General features: G+C 63.4%; 21 protein-coding genes and 1 pseudogene. 12 read left to right on the top strand and 10 right to left on the bottom strand.

Features of this window, described 5'->3' with window-relative positions; translation table 11 throughout:
• Positions 1-11: 11 nt before the first annotated feature.
• The 6 genes from F8A10_RS20615 to F8A10_RS20640 form a co-directional block, all read right to left on the bottom strand.
• Positions 12-740 (bottom strand): ABC transporter ATP-binding protein, encoded by a 729-nt coding sequence (locus F8A10_RS20615; RefSeq protein WP_152368417.1) that lies wholly within the window; start codon positions 738-740, stop codon positions 12-14.
• On the bottom strand, positions 733-1,446 hold the full coding sequence (locus F8A10_RS20620; RefSeq protein WP_085501617.1) for an ABC transporter ATP-binding protein: 714 nt from the start codon (positions 1,444-1,446) through the stop codon (positions 733-735). Before F8A10_RS20620 ends, F8A10_RS20615 begins: the two co-directional genes overlap by 8 nt.
• The gene (locus tag F8A10_RS20625) at positions 1,433-2,395 is read right to left on the bottom strand and encodes a branched-chain amino acid ABC transporter permease (protein ID WP_406611841.1); all 963 of its coding nucleotides are present in this window, start codon (positions 2,393-2,395) and stop codon (positions 1,433-1,435) included. The genes F8A10_RS20620 and F8A10_RS20625 overlap by 14 nt, the downstream gene beginning before the upstream one ends.
• Positions 2,392-3,267, bottom strand: a complete 876-nt coding sequence (locus tag F8A10_RS20630; protein WP_085501562.1) for a branched-chain amino acid ABC transporter permease — start codon at positions 3,265-3,267, stop codon at positions 2,392-2,394. The genes F8A10_RS20625 and F8A10_RS20630 overlap by 4 nt, the downstream gene beginning before the upstream one ends.
• A gap of 65 nt (positions 3,268-3,332) precedes the next feature.
• Positions 3,333-4,478 (bottom strand): ABC transporter substrate-binding protein, encoded by a 1,146-nt coding sequence (locus tag F8A10_RS20635; RefSeq protein WP_227493544.1) that lies wholly within the window; start codon positions 4,476-4,478, stop codon positions 3,333-3,335.
• A gap of 422 nt (positions 4,479-4,900) precedes the next feature.
• The gene (locus F8A10_RS20640) at positions 4,901-5,692 is read right to left on the bottom strand and encodes an IclR family transcriptional regulator (RefSeq protein WP_193668355.1); all 792 of its coding nucleotides are present in this window, start codon (positions 5,690-5,692) and stop codon (positions 4,901-4,903) included.
• A gap of 362 nt (positions 5,693-6,054) precedes the next feature.
• Between F8A10_RS20640 and F8A10_RS20645 the strand changes: the two genes are divergently transcribed.
• The 8 genes and pseudogenes from F8A10_RS20645 to F8A10_RS20680 all read left to right on the top strand — a co-directional run.
• Positions 6,055-7,545: a class I adenylate-forming enzyme family protein gene (locus tag F8A10_RS20645; RefSeq protein ID WP_176224513.1), complete on the top strand. Its 1,491-nt coding sequence runs from the start codon at positions 6,055-6,057 to the stop codon at positions 7,543-7,545.
• A 4-nt stretch (positions 7,546-7,549) separates the two neighbouring features.
• Positions 7,550-8,737, top strand: a complete 1,188-nt coding sequence (locus F8A10_RS20650; protein ID WP_152368366.1) for an acetyl-CoA C-acyltransferase — start codon at positions 7,550-7,552, stop codon at positions 8,735-8,737.
• A gap of 8 nt (positions 8,738-8,745) precedes the next feature.
• Entirely contained in the window at positions 8,746-10,839 is a 2,094-nt protein-coding gene (locus F8A10_RS20655; RefSeq protein ID WP_152368367.1) for a 3-hydroxyacyl-CoA dehydrogenase NAD-binding domain-containing protein, read from the top strand.
• Positions 10,840-10,843: 4 nt separating this feature from the next.
• A complete protein-coding gene (locus F8A10_RS20660; RefSeq protein ID WP_085501556.1) occupies positions 10,844-12,028 on the top strand; it encodes an acyl-CoA dehydrogenase family protein in 1,185 nt (394 codons plus the stop codon).
• A gap of 4 nt (positions 12,029-12,032) precedes the next feature.
• Positions 12,033-13,127, top strand: a complete 1,095-nt coding sequence (locus tag F8A10_RS20665; protein WP_010399528.1) for an acyl-CoA dehydrogenase family protein — start codon at positions 12,033-12,035, stop codon at positions 13,125-13,127.
• On the top strand, positions 13,127-13,564 hold the full coding sequence (locus tag F8A10_RS20670; protein ID WP_010399526.1) for a PaaI family thioesterase: 438 nt from the start codon (positions 13,127-13,129) through the stop codon (positions 13,562-13,564). The genes F8A10_RS20665 and F8A10_RS20670 overlap by 1 nt, the downstream gene beginning before the upstream one ends.
• Positions 13,561-15,378: an oxepin-CoA hydrolase, alternative type gene (locus tag F8A10_RS21865; protein ID WP_152368368.1), complete on the top strand. Its 1,818-nt coding sequence runs from the start codon at positions 13,561-13,563 to the stop codon at positions 15,376-15,378. Before F8A10_RS20670 ends, F8A10_RS21865 begins: the two co-directional genes overlap by 4 nt.
• Positions 15,375-15,641: pseudogene (locus F8A10_RS20680) on the top strand (electron transfer flavoprotein subunit beta/FixA family protein); the annotation flags it as partial. The gene F8A10_RS21865 and the pseudogene F8A10_RS20680, both read left to right, overlap by 4 nt.
• Before the next feature lie 145 nt (positions 15,642-15,786).
• Here the strand turns inward: F8A10_RS20680 and F8A10_RS20685 are convergent.
• From F8A10_RS20685 to F8A10_RS20700, 4 genes are all read right to left on the bottom strand, one after another.
• Positions 15,787-17,067, bottom strand: coding sequence for an NAD(P)/FAD-dependent oxidoreductase (locus tag F8A10_RS20685; protein WP_010399518.1), 1,281 nt, complete (start codon positions 17,065-17,067; stop codon positions 15,787-15,789).
• 75 nt (positions 17,068-17,142) lie between these two features.
• Positions 17,143-17,904, bottom strand: a complete 762-nt coding sequence (locus F8A10_RS20690; protein WP_152368369.1) for an SDR family NAD(P)-dependent oxidoreductase — start codon at positions 17,902-17,904, stop codon at positions 17,143-17,145.
• 10 nt (positions 17,905-17,914) lie between these two features.
• Positions 17,915-18,865: a C-terminal binding protein gene (locus F8A10_RS20695; RefSeq protein ID WP_406611906.1), complete on the bottom strand. Its 951-nt coding sequence runs from the start codon at positions 18,863-18,865 to the stop codon at positions 17,915-17,917.
• A gap of 11 nt (positions 18,866-18,876) precedes the next feature.
• Positions 18,877-20,019 (bottom strand): fumarylacetoacetate hydrolase family protein, encoded by a 1,143-nt coding sequence (locus tag F8A10_RS20700; protein WP_010399511.1) that lies wholly within the window; start codon positions 20,017-20,019, stop codon positions 18,877-18,879.
• 236 nt (positions 20,020-20,255) lie between these two features.
• Between F8A10_RS20700 and F8A10_RS20705 the strand changes: the two genes are divergently transcribed.
• From F8A10_RS20705 to F8A10_RS20720, 4 genes are read left to right on the top strand one after another with little or no spacing between them, the layout of a single operon-like run.
• Positions 20,256-21,737 carry an aldehyde dehydrogenase family protein gene (locus F8A10_RS20705; RefSeq protein WP_139824537.1) on the top strand — a complete coding sequence of 494 codons (1,482 nt, stop codon included), beginning with the start codon at positions 20,256-20,258 and terminating at the stop codon, positions 21,735-21,737.
• Positions 21,738-21,740: 3 nt separating this feature from the next.
• Complete coding sequence (gene xylB / locus F8A10_RS20710) at positions 21,741-23,243, top strand: xylulokinase (RefSeq protein WP_152368371.1); 1,503 nt, start codon at positions 21,741-21,743, stop codon at positions 23,241-23,243.
• Positions 23,244-23,261: 18 nt separating this feature from the next.
• Positions 23,262-23,933 (top strand): HAD family hydrolase, encoded by a 672-nt coding sequence (locus tag F8A10_RS20715; RefSeq protein WP_010399504.1) that lies wholly within the window; start codon positions 23,262-23,264, stop codon positions 23,931-23,933.
• Between the two features lie 16 nt (positions 23,934-23,949).
• On the top strand, positions 23,950-24,789 hold the full coding sequence (locus F8A10_RS20720; protein ID WP_010399503.1) for a MurR/RpiR family transcriptional regulator: 840 nt from the start codon (positions 23,950-23,952) through the stop codon (positions 24,787-24,789).
• The last annotated feature ends 6 nt before the right edge of the window (positions 24,790-24,795 follow it).

The following is a 24,795-nucleotide window of genomic DNA, read 5'->3' on the forward strand; positions in this document are numbered from 1 at the left end:
TGATCGCGGGCTCAGGCGTCCTGCCGGTTGGCTGCGACGTCACGGGCGAAATAGAGATCGTGCAGCCGGTCCATGTCCACATCCTCTTTCCGTTCGGAGAGCACGACCTTGCCGCCACGGACCAGATAGACATGATCGGCGATTTTCAGTGCCTTATGGGTGTTTTGCTCGACCAGAATGATGGTACGGCCCTGCGCCTTAAGCTGTTCAAGGATCGCCATGACCTCATCGGTCAGAAGCGGAGAGAGGCCCAGAGAGGGCTCATCGACAAGGATCAGCTTTGGTTCCTCCATCAATCCGCGGCCCATGGCAAGCATCTGCGCCTCTCCGCCCGAAAGCGAGCTGGCAAGCTGGTGCCGGCGCTCTTTCAGGCGGGGGAAGGTGCTGTAGGCCATCTCAAGATTGGCCCGCGCGTTTGCCCGGCAGCGCCGGGTAAAGCCGCCGATCAGCAGATTGTCCTCGACCGTCATGTCGCGAAAGATCATCCGGCCTTCGGGGATCATGGTCAGCCCATCCGCGACCAGATTCCATGTCGGCACATTCGAGATGTCCTTGCCCCCGAACCGGATTGCACCCTGACGCAGCGGGATCAGCCCCATGATCGCCCGCATCAGCGTGGTCTTACCACCGCCGTTCGGGCCAAGAATGCAGGTCAGCTTGCCCTCTTCGGCTGTCAGCGAGATGTCCCACAGCACGTTGATCGCGTCATAACCGGCCCGGACCTTGTCGATTTCAAGCAGTTTCGCCACCGGTATAACTCCTGATCACTTCGGGGTTGCGGAAGACTTCTTCCGGGCTGCCATCGGCGATGAGCTTGCCAAAGTTCAGCACAAGAACGCGCTGGCAGGTGTTCGAGATGGTCTCGATATCATGTTCGACCATCAGCAGCGCGACGCCGAACCTTTGGCGCGCGTCGTCCAGCGTCTGCATGAAGGCGCGTTTGCCGTTCGTTTCCAGCCCGGCCAGCACCTCGTCCAGCATCAGCATCCGGGGGTTGGTGGCCAGGGCCTTGCCGACCTCCAGCGCCTTTTGCTCGGTCAGGGCCAGCGAACTGGCGGCGTCGCGGTTGGCCTTGTGACCCAGTCGGGTCAGATCAAGGATTTCGTCGATCTTTCCGGGGTTGCTGTGCCCGGTGCCGAAATGCTGTGCGACGATCAGGTTTTCCCGTACCGTCAGCTCATGCATGGGCTGTGGCACCTGAAAGGCGCGGCCGATCCCGATCCGCGCACGCTTGTGGATCGGGATGCCGGTCAGGTCATGGCCGCAGAAGGTCATCTTGCCCTTGCTGGGCCGGACCAGACCCGAGATCGCGTTGAACAGGGTCGTTTTTCCTGCGCCGTTCGGCCCGACCAGTCCCAGCACCTCATGCTCGGAGACCGAGAAACTGACATCCGAGACTGCCACGAGGCCGCCGAAGGCCACCGTCACATGATCAAGGGTGAGCAGCATCGCCGGCCTCCTTCCTGAAGCGACTGGCCAGCCAGGGCAACAGCCCGCTGGGCGAGAAGATGACAATGGCCGCAAGCAGGCCGCCAAGGATAAGCTGGTGACCCGAGGGCATGATCGCCTTGAAGACGAATTGATCGACCAGATAGACGATCAAAGCGCCGGCGACAGGCCCCCACAGCGTCTTGTAGCCGCCAAAGATCGCCGCAACGATGGCAAGCGTCGTCCAGCTGCCGTTGAAGGCGTAATCGGGTTCAAGAAAGTTAATGTAATGGGCGTTAAACGCCCCCATGATCCCGGTCAGAAAGGCCGAGACGACCAGAACCGCCGCCTTGAGACGGGTCGCGTTGACCCCGACCACCAGCGTCGCATCCTCACTGTCATGCATGGCGCGCAGGGCCAGCCCTTCGGGGCGGTTACGGATCAGCCAATAGACAAATACGGTCAGCAGGACCAGGGTCAGGACGACGAAATATCCCCCCAGACGCGAGCCAAAGTCGAAGCCAAATACCGTCGGCAGGCGCGGGATCGACAAGAGCCCGCCCGAACCGTTGGTCAGCCAGCGCATCTCGATCGCGAGAATGCGAAAGATCTCGGCAAAGGCCAGCATGGCAAGCGCGAAATAGGGCCCGCGCAGGCGCAGCGTCGGCATGGTCAGGATCGAGACGACCCCGGCGATGACACCCCCCGCAAGGATCGAGGGAAAGACCGGCAGCCCCGCGTTCATCGCAAGCAGGGCCGAACCGTAAGCGCCGACCCCGAAGAAAGCCGAATGACCAAATGAGATCATGCCGCCAAGGTTGCCAAGCATGGCCCATGCCACGGCGATGCCGGCGATGGTCAGGGCCGAGACGACGATGCCGATGACGTAATCGTTGCCGCCAAACTGCAGAGGAACGGCCAGATAAGCACCGGCCAGAATAATGATCAGGGAAAGATATTTCATCATCCACGCCTCCTGGTGCGGCCAAACAGGCCCGAGGGCATGACCAGCAGTACGATCAGGAACAACAGCATCGAGACGAGGCCCTGCAACGCCGAGGACCACAGCGTCGCGGTCAGGCTTTCGGCGACCCCGATCAGCACGGCGCCGATCAGCACGCCCGGGACCGACCCCAGACCGGCAAGTACGGTGATGATGAAAGCCTTGATGGTCAGCGAATGACCCAGCGAAGGTTCGATCACCTTACCGCTGTAAAGCGCAATCCCTGCAATCGACGCCAGCAGGCCGGCGACGGCAAAGGAAAGGATTTCTGTCGTGCGTGGGTCGATGCCCATCAGTTTTGCCGCGTCTCGGTTGGACGAGACGGCGCGCAGCGCCCGACCATACCAGCTTTTGGACAGCCACCACCATACCGCGCCCACGACGAGCACGCCGATGACCGCAAACAGGATCTCGGTGTTCATGGCAAACAGCGTGTCGCCGATGATGATCGAGTCGAGATACCAGCCGGAGGTTGTCGAACGGATATCAGCCGACCAGATCATCAGGATGCCGTTTGTCAGCATGATCGCGATGCCAAAGGTCAGGATCAGTGAGTTGATCTCGCGGTCGACCCGAATTCTGGTGAGCAGCAGATAGATGATCACGCTGGTCAGCGCGACGATGATGATCGCGGCCGGCAGTGCGGCCAGCGGATCAAGACCAAAGCGGCTTTCAGCGGTATAGGCGATATAGCCCGCCAGCAGGACCAGTTCGCCATGGGCAAGGTTGATGATGCGCATGGTCCCAAAGACCAGCGCCAGCCCCAGGGCGATCAGTGCGTAATAGGCACCGGCCAACAGCCCCGAGAACACGGATTGTGCGACGAGATCGAACATTCAGCATTTCCTGGAATTGAAAGGGCCGCGCCGCCGCAAGCCAGGGGGCGGCGCGCTGCGGATGCTTACCAGGGGACAGCAGGGAATCTTGCCTCGGCGGTGGCGCTTTCCTTGGGCCAGACAATGGCGACAGCGCCGTCCTGATGCTGTGCCATCCGGTGGGCGAAGTTGGTATTGTCACCGGATTCGTCAAAAATGACCTTGCCGATCAGCGTGTCATGCTCGGTCTTGCGCAGGGCATCCTGTACACCGCCGCTGTTCAGCGTCCCGGCGTCATAGGCCTCTGCCACGGCGTTGAACAGCAAAAGCCCCTGCACATAGCCAAAGATGCCAAGGTAGTCGGGCTCTTTGTTGTGCATTTCCTTATAGGCCTCGGCAAAGGTCTGCTCTTCGGGCGTGTTGAACTGCGCCGGATAGGGCAGGGGGGCGGTGCCATAGACGTTGTTCATCAGGTCGGGAAAGTCCTGCCACATCTTGGGTGTCGCCAGGGACCAGGTGCCCATGATGGCCTTGGCATCGGGTTTCAGCACCTTGGCGGCGCGGATGATGCCGACATAGTCGTTTTCATAGCCGACCATCGCAATCGCCTCGGGGCGATCCTGCAGCTTGATCTTGTGCAGCACCGGCTTGAAATCGGCGATGGAGGGATCAAAGGGATGCAGCGTCACCTTTTTGCCCTCGGCGGTCCAGATCTCTTCCAGCAGCTTGGCCACCTCTGCGGTGGATTCGCGCGTCGAATAGATCAGCGAAAAGGATTGCAGGTCCAGCGTATCGGACAGACCGGCAAGCGCCTTGGCATAGCCCGTGGCGTTGCTGATGCGGAAAAAGGTTTTAAGGCCGCGCTGGGACAGTTCGGTCGCGACGCCGCCCGAGGTCATATAGACCTTGCCCAGCCGCTCGGCCGCGTCCGAGGCCGGGCCGATGATGTTTGAGCCATATCCGCCGGTAAAGGCCAGCGCGCCCTGAGCATTCAGCCGCTCGATGGCGGCCACCGCTTTGGCAGGCTGGCTTTCGTCGTCGATGGTGATGACCTTGACGGTGTGCTTGCCATTCGTCTCGTTAAAGACCTTGGCGGCGACCTGGATACCTTCGTTCATGCCCATGCCGGCCCGGGCGGCGCTGCCTGTCAGCGGAATTTGCGATCCGATGATCAGCTCATCGGCATTTGCAGCGCCCAGCCCAAGCGTCAGTGCCAGGACTGAAGATATCATTCTTGCAATCATCTGATCCTCCTCACCTATTTCCTGATTGGACGCATACCTGTGGAAGCCGGCACCCGCAGGCTGCCTGTCAGCTTCGTCCGTATGCGTTCGATTGGCAGCGCGGTCCCCACAGCGCTGCACTGCATCAGCGGTAAACCCTCCTATGGGGCGCTGGCGCAGGGCGGTCAGCCCGTCTGGTCAGCAGCCTCCGAATGCTGATGCAGCCTTCTGTCATCGGCATCGCACGGGTGAGAGAGCTTGTCAATAATAATGAACCATCATTTCGCAATGCGAACGAGATAGAATATTCGACTGATGGAGGACGAAACCGTTTTTGACCCCGCGGCGACATGAATTTTCCCGCCCCGGGCCGCGCATCTGGCCGGGTTGTGCTTTCGCGCGGGTGTGATACGGGTTCGCTTCTGCGAACGTCAGGTTCGACTGACGCTGGCCACGATATCGAGCAGGCGGGGGCCATAATGTTCGTGCAGCTCTTCGGGTGAGACGAGGAATGAAGGTCCCCCGGTATTGACGCCATAGACCGTGGTGCCGTCGATTGAACGCAGCGGTGCGGCGATGCCGTTGATTTCAGGGCGCCAGCCGCCAAAGCTGGTGCAATAGCCGTAAGTCTCAAAATCCCGCAGCGCATCGCGGACGCCTTCTTCCATGCGCTGGCGCTGACCGGGAAATTCGCGGATGCCCTGTGCCAGGATTTCCTCACGCTCATCCGCTGTCACGCTGGCAAGCATCGCGCGTCCGATGGCCGAGTAGAACAGCGGCAGCCGCGCGCCAACCTCCATCGAAAGCGATACTGCCTGATGTGAGCGACGGGCGGCCAGAATGATGGCGCGGGTACCGGCCCGTTCACCCAGGGATACGGTGACATAGGGGTTCGGCCCCATGGACAGCGCCTCCATCTCGGCTGAGAATCGCTCGGAAATGCTGGTCGCGGCCAGCACGCTGAAGCCCAGCTGCAGCACCCTGGGGCTAAGCCGGTATTCGCCGCTATTGTTGTCGCGGATCAGGTGGCCGGTCCGGGTCAGCGTATAAGTCAGCCGCGAGACGGTCGGCCGCGCCAGTCCGGTGCGACGCGTGATTTCGTGATTCGACAGGAATCGGTCCCCCGGCTTAAAGCAGCCCAGGATGTCCAGGCCGCGGGCAAGGGCGGTGACGAACTGACGGTCCCCGGATTCGGTGTCATCTTGCATCAGATCTTCGGTCATGAATCCTGTCACAGGCTGAATGATTGATCTGCTGATCATCTCGAAGACCGGCTATTCAAACAAGGCCTTTCGCAAAGCAAACGGCTATTTCGCAAAATTTATACTGCGCTGACGCCCTGACCGGCATCCCTGCTGATCGGGCAGTGGCGTACGAAAGTCACGTGATAGGGGCTTGACGCGACGCATTTTGGATGAATACTGCTCGCTATGCGAAACAATGGTTCGCAAATTTGATCAATCCAATTGCCTCAAGGCGGGTGCCTTTGCGGCGATGCGGGCCGGAAAGGGGAATCCGGCGTGGGGTGCAGGTGGCTGGCCACCGCTGCCCGGCTCACATGACGGATCGCAGACAGGGGGAGACCGTGAGGCGTATCCATGAATTGCTGCAAAAGGGGGATCCGTCGCATGTCGCGATCACCGATCACGACGGCGTGGATTACACCTATGCCGATCTGTCCCGTCTGGTCGAGGATATGGCCGCGCGCCTTTCCGGCTATGGGATACGCCCCGGTGACCGCGTCATGCTGCTTAGCGAGAACAGTGTCACCTATCTTGCCGCCACGCTGGCCCTGGGGCGGCTGGATGCGTGGACGCTGCTTGCCAATGCGCGGCTGACAGCGGCCGAGGTCGACCGGCTTGCCCAGGTCGCCGATATCCGCTGCACGATCTACACCCCAGAGGTTTCCCCCGCCGCGCGCGGCCATGCCGCGCGGATGGGGGGTATTTCGCTGGGTCGGCTGGATTGTGGCGAACTGCTGGTTTCACCTCTGCGCGATGCCGTGCCCGAACCAGTTGAGGAAGGTCCGGGGCAAACCGCGATCCTGATCTATACCAGCGGCACGGTGGGCGAACCCAAGGGGGTGATGCTAAGCCATGGAAACCTGCTGTTCACGGCCCAGACCTCATCCACGCTGCGCCGCATCTCGGATGGGGATGTCACGCTGGCGCTGCTGCCCGGCACCCATATCTTTGGGCTGACCTCGGTTTTCCTTGCGGCGCTGTCAAAGGGGTCGCGCATCATTGCCATGCCGCGCTTTGATGCGGATACGGTGCTGGAATGCCTGCGCGAGGATGTGACGATCCTGCCCGCAGTGCCACAGGTTTTTGCTGCCTTGCTGCGCCGGCTTTCGGAACTGGGCGTCGAGCGGCTCGAACATCGCAGGCTGCGCTATATCTATGCGGGCGGAGCGCCATTGGATCTGGGTATCAAGCAGCGGGTCGAACGGGTCTTTGGCTTGCCGCTGCACAACGGCTATGGCCAGACCGAGGCCTCGCCCGGTATCGCCACCACGCGGATCGAAAGCCCGCGCAGCGACACTTCGGTCGGGCTGGCCGCACCGGGGACCGAGGTGCGCGTCCATGATCCGAATGAACATGGCGTGGGCGAGCTTTGGGTGCGCGGCCCCAACGTGATGAAGGGCTATTACCGCAACCCCGAGGCCACCCGCACAACGCTGACCGGGGATGGTTTTCTGCGCACGGGCGACCTTGCCCGTCAGGACCCCGACGGGGCGATCCATATCGTCGGGCGGCTGAAAGAGCTGATCGTTCATTCCGGCTTTAACGTCTATCCGCCCGAGGTCGAGGCGGTGCTGAGCCTGCACCCCGCGGTTTCCCTTAGCGCGGTGGTTGGCCGGGCGCGTGACGGTGACGAGGATGTGATCGCCTTTGTCACCACTCAATCCGAAGTGACCGAGGCCGAGCTGCGCAACTGGCTGCGTGAACGGCTGGCGCCCTACAAGGTGCCTGCGCGCATCGTCATCGCCGATGCCGTACCGCAGGCCGTGACCGGAAAGATATTGAAAAGCAAGCTGCTGGACCATTTCCGCGACCAGCTTGAACAGAAGGAATAGCTTGATGCTGCAGGGTTATATTTATGACGGGCTGCGCAGTCCGTTCGGTCGTCATGCCGGCGCGCTTTCGGCGATCCGGCCCGATGATCTGGCGGCGCAGGTGATCCGGGCGCTTGTTGCACGTTCGGACCTGCCGGTCGGGCAGATCGAGGATGTCATTCTGGGCAACGTCTGCCAGTCGGGTGAAGACAGCCGTAACGTGGCGCGTTTCGTCGGCTTGCTGTCGGGCATCCGGACAGAGGCCGGGGGGCTGACGGTGAACCGGCTTTGCGGCTCGGGGATGGCGGCGGCGCTTGATGCTGCGCGTTCGATTACTTTGGGCGAGGCCGGGCTTTACGTCGCGGGCGGTACCGAAAGCATGACCCGCGCCCCCTTTATTCTGGGCAAGGCACCCGCGCCCTGGCATCGCCAGCAGCCGATATTTGACTCTACCATCGGTTCGCGCTTTCCGAACCCGGAATTTGCCGCGCAATTCGGCGATCACAGCATGCCGCAGACCGCCGACAACCTGGCCGCCGAATACGGGATCAGCCGCGAGGAATGCGATGCCTTTGCCTATGGCAGCCAGCAGAAATTTGAGGCTGCCCGTGCCGAAGGCTTCTTTCGTGATGAGATCCAGCCGATCGAGATTGCAGGGCGCAAGGGTGTGACGGTGGTGGATGCGGACGAGCATCCCCGGCCCGAGACGACACAGGAAAAGATGGCGGCGTTGAAGCCCCTGTTTGCGGGCGGCGTCGTGACCGCCGCCAATGCCTCGGGCGTCAATGACGGGGCGGCGGCGCTGATGATCGGCGCGCGCGATCTGGGACCCAAACCGCGTGCGCGCATCGTTTCCGGCGCTATCGCAGGTGTGCCGCCCCGCATCATGGGGATCGGTCCCGCCTTTGCGGTGCCAAAGGCGCTTGAGCGTGCGGGCCTGACCATGAAGGACATGGACCTGATCGAGATCAACGAGGCCTTTGCCAGCCAGGTGCTGGCCTGCTGCCGCCAGCTCGACCTTGATCCCTCTGACAGCCGGCTGAACCCCAATGGCGGCGCGATTGCGGTCGGGCATCCGCTGGGTGCCTCGGGCGGGCGGATCATCCTGACCGCGATGCGCCAGCTTGAGCGGACGGGCGGCCGCTATGCCTGTCTGTCCATGTGCATCGGGGTCGGGCAGGGCATCGCCATGGTCATCGAGCGCGTGAGCTGACGGAGGGGATGATGACCAAGGCAGGTAATGATCCCGTCTCTGTCAGCATCGAAAACGGCGTCGGCCTGATCGGGCTGGATAACCCGCCGGTCAACGCGTTGGGTGCGGCGCTGCGCAAGGGTCTTTCGGATGCAGTCGCGGCGCTGAACAATGACCCGGCGGTGCGTGTGATCGCGGTTTACGGAACCGGCCGGTGTCTTTCGGCAGGGGCGGATATCCGGGAATTTGGCAAACCTCCGCAAGAGCCGCGCCTGCCCGATGTGCTGGACCAGATCGAGGCCAGCGCCAAGCCGGTGATCGCCGTGGTCCATGGCACGACGCTTGGCGGTGGGCTTGAGCTGGCGCTTGCCTGCCATGCCCGTATCGGCCTGCCCGGTGCGCAGCTTGGCCTGCCCGAGGTGACGCTGGGCATCCTGCCCGGCGCAGGGGGCACGCAGCGCCTGCCCCGTCTGATCGGCCTGCAAGAAGCTGTCGATATCATCTCTTCGGGCCGCCGGGTCGGCACGGATGAGGCCGCGGCTTTGGGCATTCTCGACCGGACCGACACCCGCTCTCCGCGTGAAGCGGCGCTTGCCGCCGCGACCGGGGTGGCCCGGGGCGGGATGCCTACCCGCCGCACCGGTCAGATCGTGGCGCGGATCGACCCTGAACTAATCCGGCAGGCCATTGAGAAATTGCAGCGCAAGCGCCCGGCGCTGGCCGCGCCGATCAAGGCGGTCGAGGCCATTGCACATGCCGAAAAACCCATCGCCGAGGGTCTTAAGGCCGAACGTGCGCTGTTTTTGGAACTGATGGACAGTCCCGACCGGCAGGGGCTGATCCATGCCTTTGATGCCGAGCGCGTGGCGCGGCATTTCCCCGAGACCTCGGCCACCCCGCGTCCTGTCGGACAGGTCGGGGTGATCGGTGGCGGCACCATGGGTTCGGGCATTGCCACCGCGCTTTTGCAGGCGGGTATTCCCGTCATCCTGGTTGAAACCGCGGCCGCCCGTGCCGAGGCGGCACGGGCGGCGGTGGCGGGCAATCTCGATAATGCGGTCAGGCGCGGCAAGGTCAGTGCGACCGCGCGCGACGCTCAGCTTGCGATGCTGACCGTCACGGCGGACCTTGAGGGGCTGGCGGATGTCGATATGGTCATCGAGGCGGTTTATGAGGATATGGCGGTCAAGACCGGGATCTTTGGTCGGCTTGACCAGATCTGCAAGCCGGGCGCGGTCCTTGGTACCAACACCTCTTATCTGGATGTGAACGCCATTGCGGCGGCGACCTCGCGCCCGCAGGATGTGATCGGGCTGCATTTCTTTTCGCCCGCCCATGTGATGCGGCTTCTTGAGGTCGTGGTTGCGGATAAAACCGTGCCCGAGGTGGTGGCGACCGCTTTGGCGCTGGCGGGCCGGATGAAAAAGGTGGCCGTACGCTCGGGCGTTTGTGACGGGTTCATCGGCAACCGCATCCTTGCGCATTACCGCAAGGCGGCGGATTACATGTTGCTCGACGGTGCCTCATTCCAGCAAATCGACCGCGCGCTTGAGGATTTTGGCTTTGCCATGGGTCCCTTTGCCGTTGGCGATCTTGCCGGGCTGGACATCGGCTGGGCGACGCGCAAGCGCAAGGCGGCGACCCGGCCCGTCAAAGAACGCTATGTCGCGGTTGCGGATCGCATTTGCGAACGGGGCTGGTTCGGACGCAAGACCGGTCGCGGCTACTACCTTTACGGCGATGACAAAACGCGTGAGCCCAACCCCGAGGTCGCGGCGATGATCGAGGCCGAGCGGGCGGATAAGGGCATCACCCCCCGGGCCTTTTCCGATGATGAGATCGTTTCCCGCTATATGACGGCGATGATTTCAGAGGCGGCCCGGGTCGTCAAAGAGGGGATCGCGCTACGTCCCATTGATGTCGATGCGGTTTTCCTGTTCGGCTATGGCTTTCCGCGCCATCTGGGTGGGCCGCTGAACTATGCCGACCGGATCGGCGCGGCGGCGCTGATCGAACGGATCGAGACCTATGCAGCGGAGGATGCCTATTACTGGCAGGTCCCTGCGCTTTTGCGCGAACTCGCCCACAGCGGGCGCAGCTTTGCCGATCTGAACAAGGAGTAAGCGGATGGATCTCGAATTCACCGGGCAGGAACGCGCCTTCCGCGAAGAGGTGCGCAGCTTTCTGCAAACAGAGCTGCCCCGCGACATTTCCGAAAAAGTTGCCGCCGGGAAAGAGCTGGGGCGCGAGGATATCCTGCGCTGGCAGGCGATCCTGCATGCAAAGGGTTGGGTGGCCGCGACATGGCCGAAAGAGTATGGCGGCCCCGGCTGGTCCGCGGTTGAGCGGCATATCTTTTCCGAGGAATGCGCGCTTCACAGTGCCCCGCGCCTGCCGGCATTTGGCCTGAACATGCTGGGTCCGGTGCTGATCCGCTTTGGCAACGAGCAGCAAAAGCGCGATATCCTGCCGCGCATCCTTGATGGCAGCGATTGGTGGTGCCAGGGCTATTCCGAGCCGGGGGCCGGTTCGGACCTTGCCAGTCTGAGGACCCGCGCGGTTCGTGACGGCGACCATTATGTTATCAATGGGCAAAAGACCTGGACCACGCTGGGCCAATACGCCAACAGGATCTTCTGCCTCGTGCGGACCTCGACCGAGGGTAAGCCGCAAGAGGGGATCAGCTTTCTTCTGGTCGATCTCGACACCCCCGGTATTGAGATGCGGCCGATCAAGCTGATCGATGGCGGGCATGAGGTGAACGAGGTCTTTTTCACCGATGTCCGCGTGCCCGTGACCAATCTGGTGGGGCAGGAAAATCAGGGCTGGACGATTGCGAAATATCTGCTCACCCATGAGCGGACGAATATCGCCGGCGTCGGTTTCGCCACCAAGGACCTTGAGCGTTTCCGGCAGTTGGCGCGCGAGATTATCCGCGATGGGCAGCGCCTGTCTGAAAACCCGCTTTATGCCGCGCGCGCGGCCGAGATCGAGGCAGAGCTTGAGGCCCTGCGCATCACCAATCTGCGGATGCTTGCCAATGCCCGGGACGGGGCTGCGGGCGGGGTCGAAAGCTCTCTGCTCAAACTCAAGGGCACGCAGGTCCGGCAGGCGCTGCAGGACCTTTATCGTTCGGCTTTGGGCGCGCAGGCGGCGCCGATAGCGGATGAGTTGTCCGAAAACGAACTGACCGTGCCTGTCGAGGCAGCCCGGGCCGCGCCGGTTTATTTCAACCACCGCAAGCTGTCGATTTTTGGCGGTTCCAACGAAATCCAGCGCAACATCGTTGCCAAAGAACTGTTCAGGGAGTGATCCGATGGATTTCAATCTGTCCGAGGACCATCAGCTTCTATCCGGTTCACTGCGCCGCTTTCTGGCCGCGAATTACGATATCGAGACGCGAAACCGCGCAGCCTTTACCGCACCCTTTCATGCACCCGAGGTCTGGTCAGGCCTTGCCGAACTGGGCGTGATCGGGGCCTTTGTGTCCGAGGAGCAGGGCGGCTTTGGCGGTACCGCCGACGACGTTGCCGTGATCTTTGAAGAGCTGGGTCAGGGCTTGTGCGCCGAGCCGATGCTGGGGACGCTGCTTGGTCTGCGCCTGCTTGCGGCGCTTGGCCGGTCCGATCTGGTCGGGCGGGTGATCAGCGGCGAAAGCCGCGCGGCGCTGGCGGCTTTTGAACCGCAGGCAGCATGCGATCTGTTCTGCCTTGACGCCTCGGCCCGGCCCGAGGGCGATGGCTGGCGTCTAAGCGGGCGCAAATCCGCCGTCTATGGTGCGCCCGGTGCCGATCTGGTTCTGGTCGCTGCTCGTATCACAGGGGCGGACGGCAGCACGCTTGGCCTGTTCCTGGTTAATCAGCCTGATCTGATTGCGGCGCCGATGATCGACGGCGGCGGCATTGCCGATATCGTTCTGGATGGGTTGCGGGCTGAATGCCTGTCGCCCGACTGTGGCGGGCTGATCGAGGATGCGCTGGACCTTGGCCGTATCGCGCTTTGCGCCGAGGCGGTCGGCGCGATGTCGCATCTGATCGACATCACCATCGACTATCTCAGGCAGCGCAAACAGTTTGGCCGCAGTCTGGCAAGCTTTCAGGCGCTTCAGCATCGGATTGTCGATATGGTCGTCGAACGCGAGCAATGCCGTTCGATCACCATTGCGGCGGTCGCGGCCTATGGCACGCCCGCGCAGGCGCGGACCGTCTCGATGGCCAAGAACCTGATCGGCCGGATGGGCAGCAAGATCGCAGAAGAGGCGATCCAGCTGCATGGCGGTATCGGCATGACCTGGGAATATCCCGGCTCTCATTATGCCAAACGTCTGGTGATGATCGACCATCAGCTGGGGGATCGTAACGATCACGCCCTGCGCATGATCCGTCTGCAGCCTATCGCTGAGGCCGCGTGATGGCCGATCCCCAGATCGGCCCCCCTGCCGAGGGGCAATTTCTGCCCGTGGATGCCTCTGGCGCAAGCGAACTGGTGGGCTATCGCTCGGTCGTGGCCGCGCCGGGGGGCGAGGGGGGCTCGTGCTCGCTTGAGGTCGGGCCTCAGCATCTGAACCGGCTGGGGGTGCTGCACGGCGGCTTTGTGTCGATGCTGCTCGACAACGGCTGCGGCGTGGCGCTGCGCGAGGCGACCGGGGATATGGATGTCTCGGCCGTGACTGTTACGCTGTCGGTGAATTTCATCGCCGGTGCCACAGCGGGGCAGCGCGTCTCTGCGACGGGGCGCGTGACCGGCGGTGGACGCAGCCTGAAATTCCTTGAGGCCGAGTTGCGCGATGAAACCGGCCGTCTGCTGGCGACCGGCTCTGCCATCTTTCGCATGATGAGGCGCAGATGAATTCAGCCGCCCGCCCGCCGGTGCTCTCTGCCTGCCATGGCGCGACCCTGGTGCTGACCCTGAATGTGCCGGAAAAGCGCAATGTGCTTGGCCCCGCGATCTATGACGGGCTGAATGCTGGTCTGGATCTGGCGCTGGCCGATGCCGGGATTGCCAATATCGTCCTGCAGGGGGCGGGGGGATTTTTCTGCGCCGGCGGTGACCTGAACCAGCTGGCCACGCGCGCGGCCCTGCCACCTGCGGAAAGGGCGGCGCGGATCGAGCTGTTGCACCGGCTGGTGCGGCGCATTCGCAGCTGCCCCAAGCCGGTGATTGCGGCGATCGAGGGCGGTGCGGCCGGGGCGGGGGCCTCGATCGCGCTGGCTGCCGATCTGATCGTCGCCGCCGAAGACAGCTATATGTCGATGGCCTATGTCAAGGCCGGGCTGGTGCCGGATGGCGGCGGCACGGCCTCGCTTTTGCGCGCTCTGCCGCCGCAGGCTGCGGCTGAACTTGCGCTTTTGGGCGGGCGCTTTCCGGCGCGGCGACTGGCCGAGCTGGGCGTCATCAACCGTCTCGTCCCTGCGGGTCAGGCTTTGCAGGCGGCGCTGGGGCTGGCCTCGGAGCTGGCGCAGGGGGCAAGGGGGGCGCAATCGGCCATTCTCGCGCTGCTCGACAGTGCCTCTGATCAGGGCTTTGACGATCAGCTTCAGGCGGAAAAGGCCGCGATGGCCCATGCACTTGGCAGTCCAGAGGCGGCCGAGGGCATCAGCGCATTCCGTGAACGTCGCCTTCCGGTTTTTCCGACGGTGCCTTCTTATCCCTCTGCGCCGCTGCCTGAATTTGATACCCCCGTCACGCGCCTGTTCGGCACCCGCCTGCCCATTGTTGCGGGTGGGCTGATGTGGCTTGCGAATGCCGAATATGTCGCGGCGGCGGCGCAGGCCGGGATCATCGGTTTTATCACCGCAGCCAGCTTTCCCGATCCGCAGGCGCTGCGTGATGAAATCCGCCGCTGTCGGGAACTGGCCGGGGATCTGCCGTTTGGCGTCAATATCTCGATGCTGCCCAAGCTGGTTGACAGTGACCGCACGGCCGGGGTCTTTCGCCTCGTCGCCGAAGAGGGGGTGCGCTTTATCGAAACCTCGGGCCGCAGCCCCGCAGCCTATCTGCCGATTACCCGCGCGGCGGGCATCAGGGTGCTGCACAAGGTTGCCAGCCTGCGCCATGCTGTCAAGGCGCAGGAAATCGGTGTCGATGCGGTTACCATCGTTGGTGCGGAATGCGGCGGTCACCCCGGGCTGGACCTCATCGGCAGTTTTGTCAATGCCGGGCTTGCCGGGGCGCGGCTCGACATCCCCTGGCTGATCGGCGGCGGGGTTGGTACCGGCGCACAGGTGGCGGCGATCCTTGCCATGGGCGGTGCCGGCGCTGTGGTCGGCACAAGGTTTCTGGTCGCGGATGAGATCTGGGCCCATGACGCCTATAAACAGGCGCTGATCCGCGCGACCGAAAATGACACTGCGCTGGGTATGCATACGATCCGCAATACGGTGCGGGCGCTTGCCAATGATACCATGCGCGAACTGCATGAGCTTGAGACCACCCGACCCGATGCGACCATCGACGATCTCATGCCGCTGATCAGCGGCATCATCGGCCGCCGCGCCTATGAAACCGGCGATGTCAGCCGGGGCGTCCTTTCGGTCGGGCAAAGCCTTGGCGCGGTCCACAGAACCGAGCCTTTGGCAGATATTGTCGCGCAGATGCGGCTGGAACTGCTTGCGGCGCTGGACCGTGTCGCGAGCCTGAACCCAAAGGGGAGCGGCCGATGAAGGTTCTCGTGCCATTGAAGCGTGTGATTGACTGCAACGTTAAGGCCCGTGTTAGGTCTGACGGCACTGGTGTTGATCTTGCGAACGTCAGGATGTCGATGAACCCGTTCGACGAGATTGCGGTTGAGGAGGCGATCCGCCTGAAGGAGTCCGGGAAGGCCTCTGAGGTGATCGCGGTTTCGATCGGTGTGAAGCAGGCAGCCGAGACGCTGCGGACGGCGCTTGCGATGGGCGCGGACCGTGCGATCCTGGTGGCTGCAGCCGCACGACGGGTGATTGCCGACATGGCCTGGGCGGCGATCCGGGCATGAATGCCCGAATGACGGCTGGCTTAAATCGGCTCTCTCACGGGGGGCGATAGCTATCGAAGACACGCTAGGGTTGCGCCCTGAGCGGCACGGCCAATTTTTATAGATCCCGGTGCGCCTCGTCCGCGGCTTCCTTGAGCGTTTCCTTCTGGGTGATGAGCCGGGCGGAGTTCTGCCCGGACAGGAAAACCCACAGCCAGCTCAGCGCGACAAACAGCCGCGAGCGGGTGCCGATCAGGAAATAGATATGGGCGATTCCCCAGATCCACCAAGCAAACCAGCCGGTCATCCTGAAGCGCCCGAACTCGATCACCGCCGCATTGCGCCCGATGGTCGCGAGGTTGCCCATGTCGCGATAGCGGAACGGCCCCGGCCCTTGCCTGCCCGCAAGCCTTGCACGGATGGTCCGGGCCGCATGCTTGCCCTGTTGCTTGGCGGCGGGCGCCACGCCTGGCACGGACTGGCCGCCTGACTCGACATGCGCCGTGTCGCCCAGGACGAAGATCGCCGGATCGCCGGGCAGGGTTAGTTCGGGCGTCACCACGACGCGGCCGGCGCGGTCCGCCTCGGCCCCCAGCCAGTCCTTGGCGCGCGAGGCCTGGACCCCCGCCGCCCAGATCACCGTGCGGGCCGAGATGAAGCGCCCGTCCAGCACGATCCCGCCATCCGAGCATTCGGTGACCGGGGCGCCGGTCATTACCTCGACGCCGTGCCGCTCCAGCGCGCGCTTCGCATAATCCGAGAGCTTGTCGCTGAAGGCGGGCAGGACGCGCGGCCCGGCCTCGAGCAGCAGGATGCGTGATTGCCGGGTGTCGATGCGGCGGAATTCCCGCGGCAGGATGCGATGCGCCAGTTCGGCGATGATGCCGACCAGTTCGACCCCGGTCGGTCCGGCGCCGATGACGGCAAAGGTCAGCAGCGCTTGCCGCTGTTCCTCGTTCTCGGCCAGTTCGGCGCGTTCGAAGGCCAGCAGCAGGCGGCGGCGGATCGTGGTCGCATCCTCCAGCGTCTTTAGGCCCGGCGCATCGGCTTCCCACTGGTCCTTGCCGAAATAGGCGTGGCGGGCGCCGGTGGCGATGACCAGCGTGTCATAGGGCACGCGCTCGCCATTCCTCAGGACGACTTCGCGTGCGGCTCGGTCGATGCCTTCCACCGTCGCCAGCAGCGTGGTGACGTCCTTTCGCTCGCGCATCAGCGCGCGGATCGGCCAGGCGATGTCGGAAGTGGCCAGCAGCGTCGTCGCCACCTGATAGAGCAGCGGCTGGAACAGGTGATGGTTGCGCTGGTCGATCAGGGTGATGGCGCAATCCGCGCCCTTCAGGCCAAGCACGACTTGCAGCCCGGCAAAGCCCGCGCCGATGACGACGACCCTGTGACTCATCCCTGTTTTCCCTTGTCCGCGGAAAGTGGGCCGTCAGAACCTGACGGTGTCCGGTGATCCTGGGTCGCGCGGCCGTCAAATGCAAGTATAGCCTGCATCCGCATTGATAATCGCACCGGTGAGCAGGCTTGATGCGTCCGACGCAAGAAACTGCACAACCGAGGCGATCTCATGTGGTTGCCCCATCCGTCCGGCGGGTGTCATCTCAAGCCAGCGAGAGACCAGCCCCGGCTGGCTTTCCAGCCCGTGCAGCAGCGGCGTTTCGATATAGGTCGGGGCAACGGCATTGACGCGCACACCCCGCGCGGCCCATTCGACCGCCAGCGATTTCGTCAGGTGATGCACCCCGGCTTTGGACGCATTATAATGGCATTGCGGTTGTGGCACGTTGACGATCTGGGCCGACATCGAGCCGATATTGATGATCGACCCGCGCCCGGCCTCAATCATCCGCCGTCCAAAGCCGCGGCAGGTGCGAAACACCCCGGTCAGGTTGACGGCGATGACCTTGTCCCATTCTGCATCGGTCATTTCCTCGGCCGGAGTGTTCGAAACGATCCCGGCGTTGCAGACCAAAATATCCAGCGGCGGCAGGCTCTTTGCCAGCGTTTCGATTGCGGCGCTATCTGTCACGTCCAGCGCCTTGGCCCGGGCGGCGAAGCCTTTGGCCGTCAGATCGCTGGCGGTCGCCTCGGCCCGGTCGCGCTGGATGTCGGTGCAGATTACTTCGGCCCCGGTCCCGGCCAGCGCCTCGGCAATAGCGGCGCCGATGCCCTGACCTGCGCCGGTAACCAGCGCCAGCCTGCCGGTCAGATCCTGTCTTGTCCTGTAGTCCATTCGATCCCCCTCAGGTCAGCGCGCAGCGCAGCGGTTCACCGCGAAGTCCACGCAAGGCCTCTTCGGATGCCAGTCTTTGCAGCGCATCGACCGAGGCGTCGGAATAAAAGGCAGCATGGGGCGACATGATCACATGTGGCGCCTTGCGCAGGGGCGAGTCCTGCGGCAGCGGCTCTTTTTCAAAGACGTCCAGACCGGCGCCCGACAGTTGCCCAGAAACCAACGCTGTGGCCAACGCATCCTCGTCCATCAGCCCCCCGCGCGAGCAGTTGATCAGGATCGCCCCTTTCGGCATCCGTGCAATGGCGGCGGCATTGATCAGGTGGCGGGTCTCGGGCGTCAGGGGGACGTGCAGCGACAGGATATTGGCCGTGCCGATCACCTCATCGCGGGACAGGGGGGTGATGCCCGCCGCGCGGATCTGATCCTCGGGGACGAAAGGGTCAAAGCCGGTGATGCGGCAACCAAAAACAGCCATCCGCGCCGCATAGGCCCGCGCGATCCGACCCAGCCCGATCAGGCCGACCGTGGTGTCGCGCAGCGAGCGCAGGCCGTCCACCATCCGGTCAATCTTCCACTCTCCGGCGCGGATGCCGTTGTCATAGCGGCCAAGCTTGCGGGCCAATGCCAGCGTCATCGCGGCGGCATGGTCGGCGACCTCATCGACCCCGTAATCGGGAACGTTGCAGACCCGCACGCCCAGATCGCGCGCCGCGGCAAGATCGACATTATCGACTCCGACGCCATAGCGTACCACGACCGCGCCCGGCGCCATCGCGGCCATGACCTTGCGGGTCATCGGGGCAAAGTTGTTCAGCACGGCATTTGCGCCCCTTACGGCGTCCAGCGTTTCGTCCTCGCTGCGGCACGCAAACTCGGCGAATGTCGCGCCGGCAGCCCTGGCGGCAGCCTGCTCATGCCGGGTATTGCCAAATGCCTGATCGGTGACGACCAGTTTCAGAGTGGCGTCGCTCACAGCAGCCCCCGTCCGGCCAGGTTACGCATCAGGGCGCGGGTGCCAAAGGTCCAAGGTGCGGCCTCGTCGGAATGGACCACGGTATTGCGCAATGTGCCGAGCAGCGGGGTCGAGATTTCGACCACATCGCCGGTTTTATGCGTAAAGCCCGAACCCTTTTCGGCCCGGTCCTGTGTCGGCGCGAACATCGTGCCCAAAAACAGCATGAACCCGTCGGGATATTGATGCGAGGCGTTCATCGTCTGGGCGACCAGATCGGCGGGCTTGCGGCTGATTTCGGCCATGTTCGAACGGCCGGACATGTGAAAGCCGTCGGTGCCGGTCACCGACATGGTCAGCGTCGCCTTTTCGATATCTGCAAGCGTAAAGTCATCGTCGAACAGCCGGATAAAGGGGCCGATGGCGCAGGAGGCGTTGTTGTCCTTGGCCTTGCCTAACAGCAGGGCCGAGCGGCCCTCGACATCACGCAGGTTTACGTCATTGCCCAGCGTCGCACCGCGAATGTTACCCCTGCTGTCCACCGCCAGCACCACCTCGGGTTCGGGGTTGTTCCAGTTCGAGATGCGGTTCACGCCGACCTGCGCGCCATGGCCGACCGCCGACATCGGTTGGGATTTGGTAAAGACTTCGGCGTCGGGGCCGATCCCGACCTCAAGGTATTGCGACCATAGCCCCTCGGCGATCAGCGCCGCCTTGACCTCGGCCGCCTTGGCCGAGCCAGCCTCGATATTTGACAGGCTGTCCCCGATCAGTGCGCCGATGCGCTGGCGCAGCTGATCCGCGCGGGCCGGATCGCCCGATGTGCGCTCGTCGATCACCCGTTCGACCATGCTGCGGGCAAAGGTGACCCCACAGGCCTTCAGCGCCTGAAAATCGCAAGGGGCAAGCAGGCATGGCCGGGTGCCGTGATAGCCCATCTCGGCCGGGTCCAGCACCAGATCATCAGGGGTGCCGATGGTTTCCCCGGTCAGGGTATCGAAACGGGCGGCTGGATCATTGTCCAGAAAATCGGCCATGGAGACGACCGATTCGGTCACGTCGATCACGGCACCTGCGCGCAGGATCACCACGGATGGGCCGATGCCCGGGCGCCAGATGCGGCCAACAAGCTTTGCGGTTTCGGGGGAATTGGGTAGCATGAGTCTTACCTCCTCGGTTGCTAGTGAAACTACATACATGCCGCGATTTACGTCAAGCGGGATGGCGCAGGCACAGGCGAAAATTTCCAGAAATCACGTTGATAAGAGAAATTCCGTAAGAAATATTAATGTAATATCTAGGGTCTGATGGTTTTTCGACCTATCGGAACAATCCCTCTTGTCAGAATGTAGTTATGCTATATTTTGGCGCCATGACGATGAGGGAGGCCGAAGCCATGACAGATCAGTCAATCTTGGAAGCGATTGTCCGGCTGGACGGCATGCTCTTTATCGACGGCGCCTTTCAGCGCGGAGCGGGCGACCGGCTGCCCGTCGAAAATCCCGCGACCTGCGAGGTCATCGGCCATATTGCTGCCGCGACTGCCCCCGAAATCGAGGCTGCCGTTCAGGCCGCGCGCCGGGCGTTCCGTCCCTGGGCGGCAGAGCTGCCCAAGACCCGCGCCGCGGCGCTGCACCGGCTGGGCGATCTGATTGCTGCCGATGCCGCGATGATGGCCCAGATCATGACGGCCGAACAGGGCAAGCCAGTCAATGAGGCCAGGGGCGAGATCCTGAAACTGGCCGAAGCCTGTCATTTCTACGCCGAAGAGGCGACCCGCGTGCATGGCGAGATTGTCCCGAACGATCAGCCGGGCTTTCAAAGTCTGGTGGTGCGCGAACCCATCGGCGTCGTGGGCGCGATCACGCCGTGGAACTATCCGGCCGAGCTGGTGGGGTGGAAACTTTGTGCCAGCCTTGCTGCCGGTTGCTCGATTGTCATCAAGCCGGCCGAACTGACGCCCTTTACCGCGCTGGCGATTGCCGCGAAATGCCTTGAGGCCGGGATTCCCGCAGGCGTCGTCAACGTGCTGACGGGTAAGGGGTCGCAGGTCGGACAGGCGCTGGTCGAACATCCGCAGGTCGACAAGATTGCCTTCACCGGCTCCAGCGCGGTGGGTCTGCACATTCAGCAGACCTGCCCGCAGGTCAAGCGGCTGTCGCTTGAGCTGGGCGGCAACTGTCCGATGATCGTGACCGCCAGCGCGGATGTGGCGGCGGCGGTCAAGGGTGCTGCGCGGCGCAGCTTTCGCAATTGCGGCCAGATCTGCATTGCGATCAACCGGATCTATGTCCACCGCTCGATTTACCAAGAGTTTCTGGCCGGGCTGGGGCAGGCGGCGGATGCGCTTGGCGTGCATGATGGGTTGAAATATCCGTCGGCTGATCTGGGTGCCATGGCCTCGGCCGAGCCGTTGGCCAAGACCCGCGCCCATCTTGAGGATGCATTGGCGCGCGGGGCGCGGCTGGTTGCGGGCGGCAGGGCGCCTGAGGGGGCGGAATATGCCAAAGGGCATTTCTTCCGCCCGACGGTGGTTGCCGATTGCACCCATGAGATGCTGGTGATGACCGAAGAGACCTTTGGCCCTCTGGTCGGCGTTGCGCCTTATGATGAACTGGCCGAAGCGATCGCCCTTGCCAATGATACGCCTTACGGGCTGGCCGCCTATGCCTATGCCCGCGATCTGACCGAGATTCATGCCCTGTCGGGCGGGCTGGATTATGGCAATGTCGCGCTGAACAATGTTGATGCCGGTATCATGAATGCCCCCTATGGCGGCCGCAGACAAAGCGGTGTCGGCTATGAACATGGGCGCGAGGGGCTGCTGGAGTATTTCAACTTCAAGCATGTCAGGCTGCATCACGGTGTCGGGGGCTGAGCCATGCAGGCGCTTCTGGGCATCGACATCGGCACCTCGGGTTGCAAGGCGCTGCTGATAGGCACCGACGGTGCGGTGATCGCGGCAGATACTGCGACCTATCCGCTGGCGCAGCCGCGACCCGGCTGGACCGAGCAGGATCCCGAATTGTGGATCGAGGGCGCGCGAAAGGCCGTCGCCGGGGCGTTGGCTAAGGCGCCGGGGGTCGATATCCTTTGCGTCGGCCTTTCGGGTCAGATGCACGGGCTGACGCCTCTGGACGCAGGGCATCGGGTTCTGCGCCCGGCGATCCTGTGGAATGACCAGCGCAACAGCGCCGAATGCGAGGCGTTGGCCAAGGCCGCCGGCGGGTCAGAGGGGCTGCTTGCCGCCACCAATAACCGGATGCTCGTCGGTTATACCGGGGGCAAGATCCTGTGGATGCGCAACCACGAGCCCGAGCTGTTCGCGCGCATGACCCTGATGCTGAACCCCAAGGATTATTTACGGCTGCGCCTGACGGGTGAGGTGGCAAGCGAGGTGTCGGATGCTTCGGGGACCGGGCTTTTTGACGTCCGCCGCCGGCAATGGGCCAAGGGGCTGATCGAGACTGCCGGTATCGACCCCGCGCTTTTGCCTCCGGTCTTTGAATCGCAGGAGGTTACCGGTCGTATCTCCGCCAAGGGCGCGGCGCTGTTCGGCCTGCCCGAAGGGGTGCCCGTCGCGGGCGGCGGCGGTGACAGCGTCATTCAGACCATCGGTTCGGGCGTGATCGCACCGGGCGAGTTGCAAACGACCATTGGCACGGCCGGTATTCTGGCCGCGGCGCTGGATGTTCCGCAGGACAATCCCGATGGCAAGCTGCAGGTTTTCTGCAATGTCGCACCTGACAAGTGGCATTGCATGGGCGTGTCGCTGAATGCGGGGGGCGCGATGGGCTGGTTCCGCGATACGCTTTGCGCTGACGTCTCGTTTGATCAGCTTGTGGCCGAGGCGGCCGAAAGCCCGGCCGGGGCCAGGGGATTGCTGTTTCTGCCTTATCTGAACGGGGAACGCTGCCCCCATCCCGACCCCTTAGCCCGGGGTGCCTTTGTCGGCCTGACGGCCCGTCATCAGCGGGGTGACATGACCCGCGCGCTGATGGAAGGCGTGGTCCATGCCTTTATCGACATGCACGCGCTGATGCAGCCGATGGGGATTGCTGGGCGGGTGGTCAAGGCCTCGGGTGGCGGTGCGCGCTCGGCGTTATGGCGTCAGATTCAGGCCGATATGTTCGGCTGCGATGTGGTGACGACCGAGGGTGCCGCCGAAGGCGCGGCCTTTGGTGCCGCGCTGGTCGCGGGGGTTGCCGCTGGGGTCTGGCCCGATGCGACGACCGCCGCGCGCTCATGCCGTGACCTGACGTGCGACGTACCCGACCCCGCAGCCAGCGTGGTCTATGCGCGCGCCCATCAGATCTATCGCTCACTCTATCCGGTGCTGAGCGACAGGTTTGCCGCGCTCGGCGATGCCATTTTCGACCAGTAACAGCAGGAGCCCGCTTTCATGCCCGCCTATTCCGCGTTCATATTCGACCTGGACGGAACGCTGATCGACAGCGCGCCCGACATCGCTGCGGCGTTGAGCGTGGGTTTTCAGGACAACGGCTGGCCCGGGCTTGACCCCCGCTATGTCGAACAGTTCATCGGCAACGGCTCACGTCGCCTGATCACTGACATTCTGGACGATCAGGCCATCCTCTATGACGATGCGGCGGTCGAGCGGGCGTATCAGGGCTATTTGCGCGCCTATCTGGGCGATCCGGCTGGCCGGACCCGGTTCTTTGATCACGTCCCCGAGGATCTTGCCGCCCTGCGCGCGGCGGGGCTGCGGCTGGGAATCTGCACGAACAAGAACCATGCGATCACCGGTAAGGTGCTTGAGCGGCTGGGCCTTGCCGATCTGTTTGATGCGGCGGTGGGTGCGGATGCGGTGGCAGCCTGCAAGCCCGACCCCGGCCATCTGATGGCGGTGGCCGAGGCGATGCAGCTGCAACCCGGAACCTGGGCCTATGTCGGCGACACTCCGGTCGATCAGGCGACGGCGCGGGCGGCGGCGGTGCCGTTCTATGCGGTGCCCTGGGGCGGCGGCGCGGGGGTCGAGGTGGCAGCTAGCCACAGGTTGACCCGTCTGGCGGATCTGTTGCAGCAGGAACGGGTGGCCGCTGCGGCGGGATAATGATCAGGAGTTAGCGATGACCGTCAGCCTGCTGCAGCGAATTTTGCACGAACGCGACGAAATGCGCCCGGCCGAGCGGCGGGTTGCCGATTATGTCGGCGCCTCTCCGTCAGAGGTGATCCATATGAGCATGGCGCGGCTGTCGGAACTGTGTTCGGTCAGCGATCCGACGATCATGCGCTTTTGCCGCCGGTTCGGGTTCGAAGGCTATCAGGACTTCAAGCTGAACCTTGCGCAAAGTCTCGTGCCGTCGGCCCCCTTTGCTTATGAGCAGATCACGCCGCAGGACAGCGTTGCCAATATCGTGCGCAAGACCTGCCGCAACTCGCTGAACGCGGTACAGCGGCTGGCCGAGGATCTGGACCCCGAGCAGGTGGGCGAGGGCGCGCGGCTTTTGCAGGCGGCAAGCTGGACCGGCATCTATGCCACCGGCATTTCCGAGGTGAACGCTCTGGACGCCGAACACAAGTTTCAGCGGCTGGGGATGCGCTGTCAGGCGCTGCTGGGCAAGCAACGGCAATGGATGCACGCCGAACGCGCACGCCCGGGTGAGGTTGCGCTGATCTTTTCGCAATCCGGCCATACCAAACAGATGGTCGAGGTCGCGATTGCCGCCCGCGCCGGGGGTGCCCGCGTGGTTTCGGTCGCGGCCGCAGACAGCCCGCTTGCCCGTGTTTCGGACGCGGTCATCGCGGTCCTGCCCTATGACCGGACCGAGCTGATGACGCCCCTTGCCTCGCGGCTGAACCATCATCTGGTCACCAATATGCTGGTGACCGCCATTGCCATCGCCAGCGGCAGCGAGTTCCCCGACCAGCTTCCGGCACTGGATAGCTGGCAGACGGACAAGATCTGAAGACCA

Source organism: Paracoccus kondratievae (assembly GCF_009301415.1).
Classification (GTDB): domain Bacteria; phylum Pseudomonadota; class Alphaproteobacteria; order Rhodobacterales; family Rhodobacteraceae; genus Paracoccus; species Paracoccus kondratievae.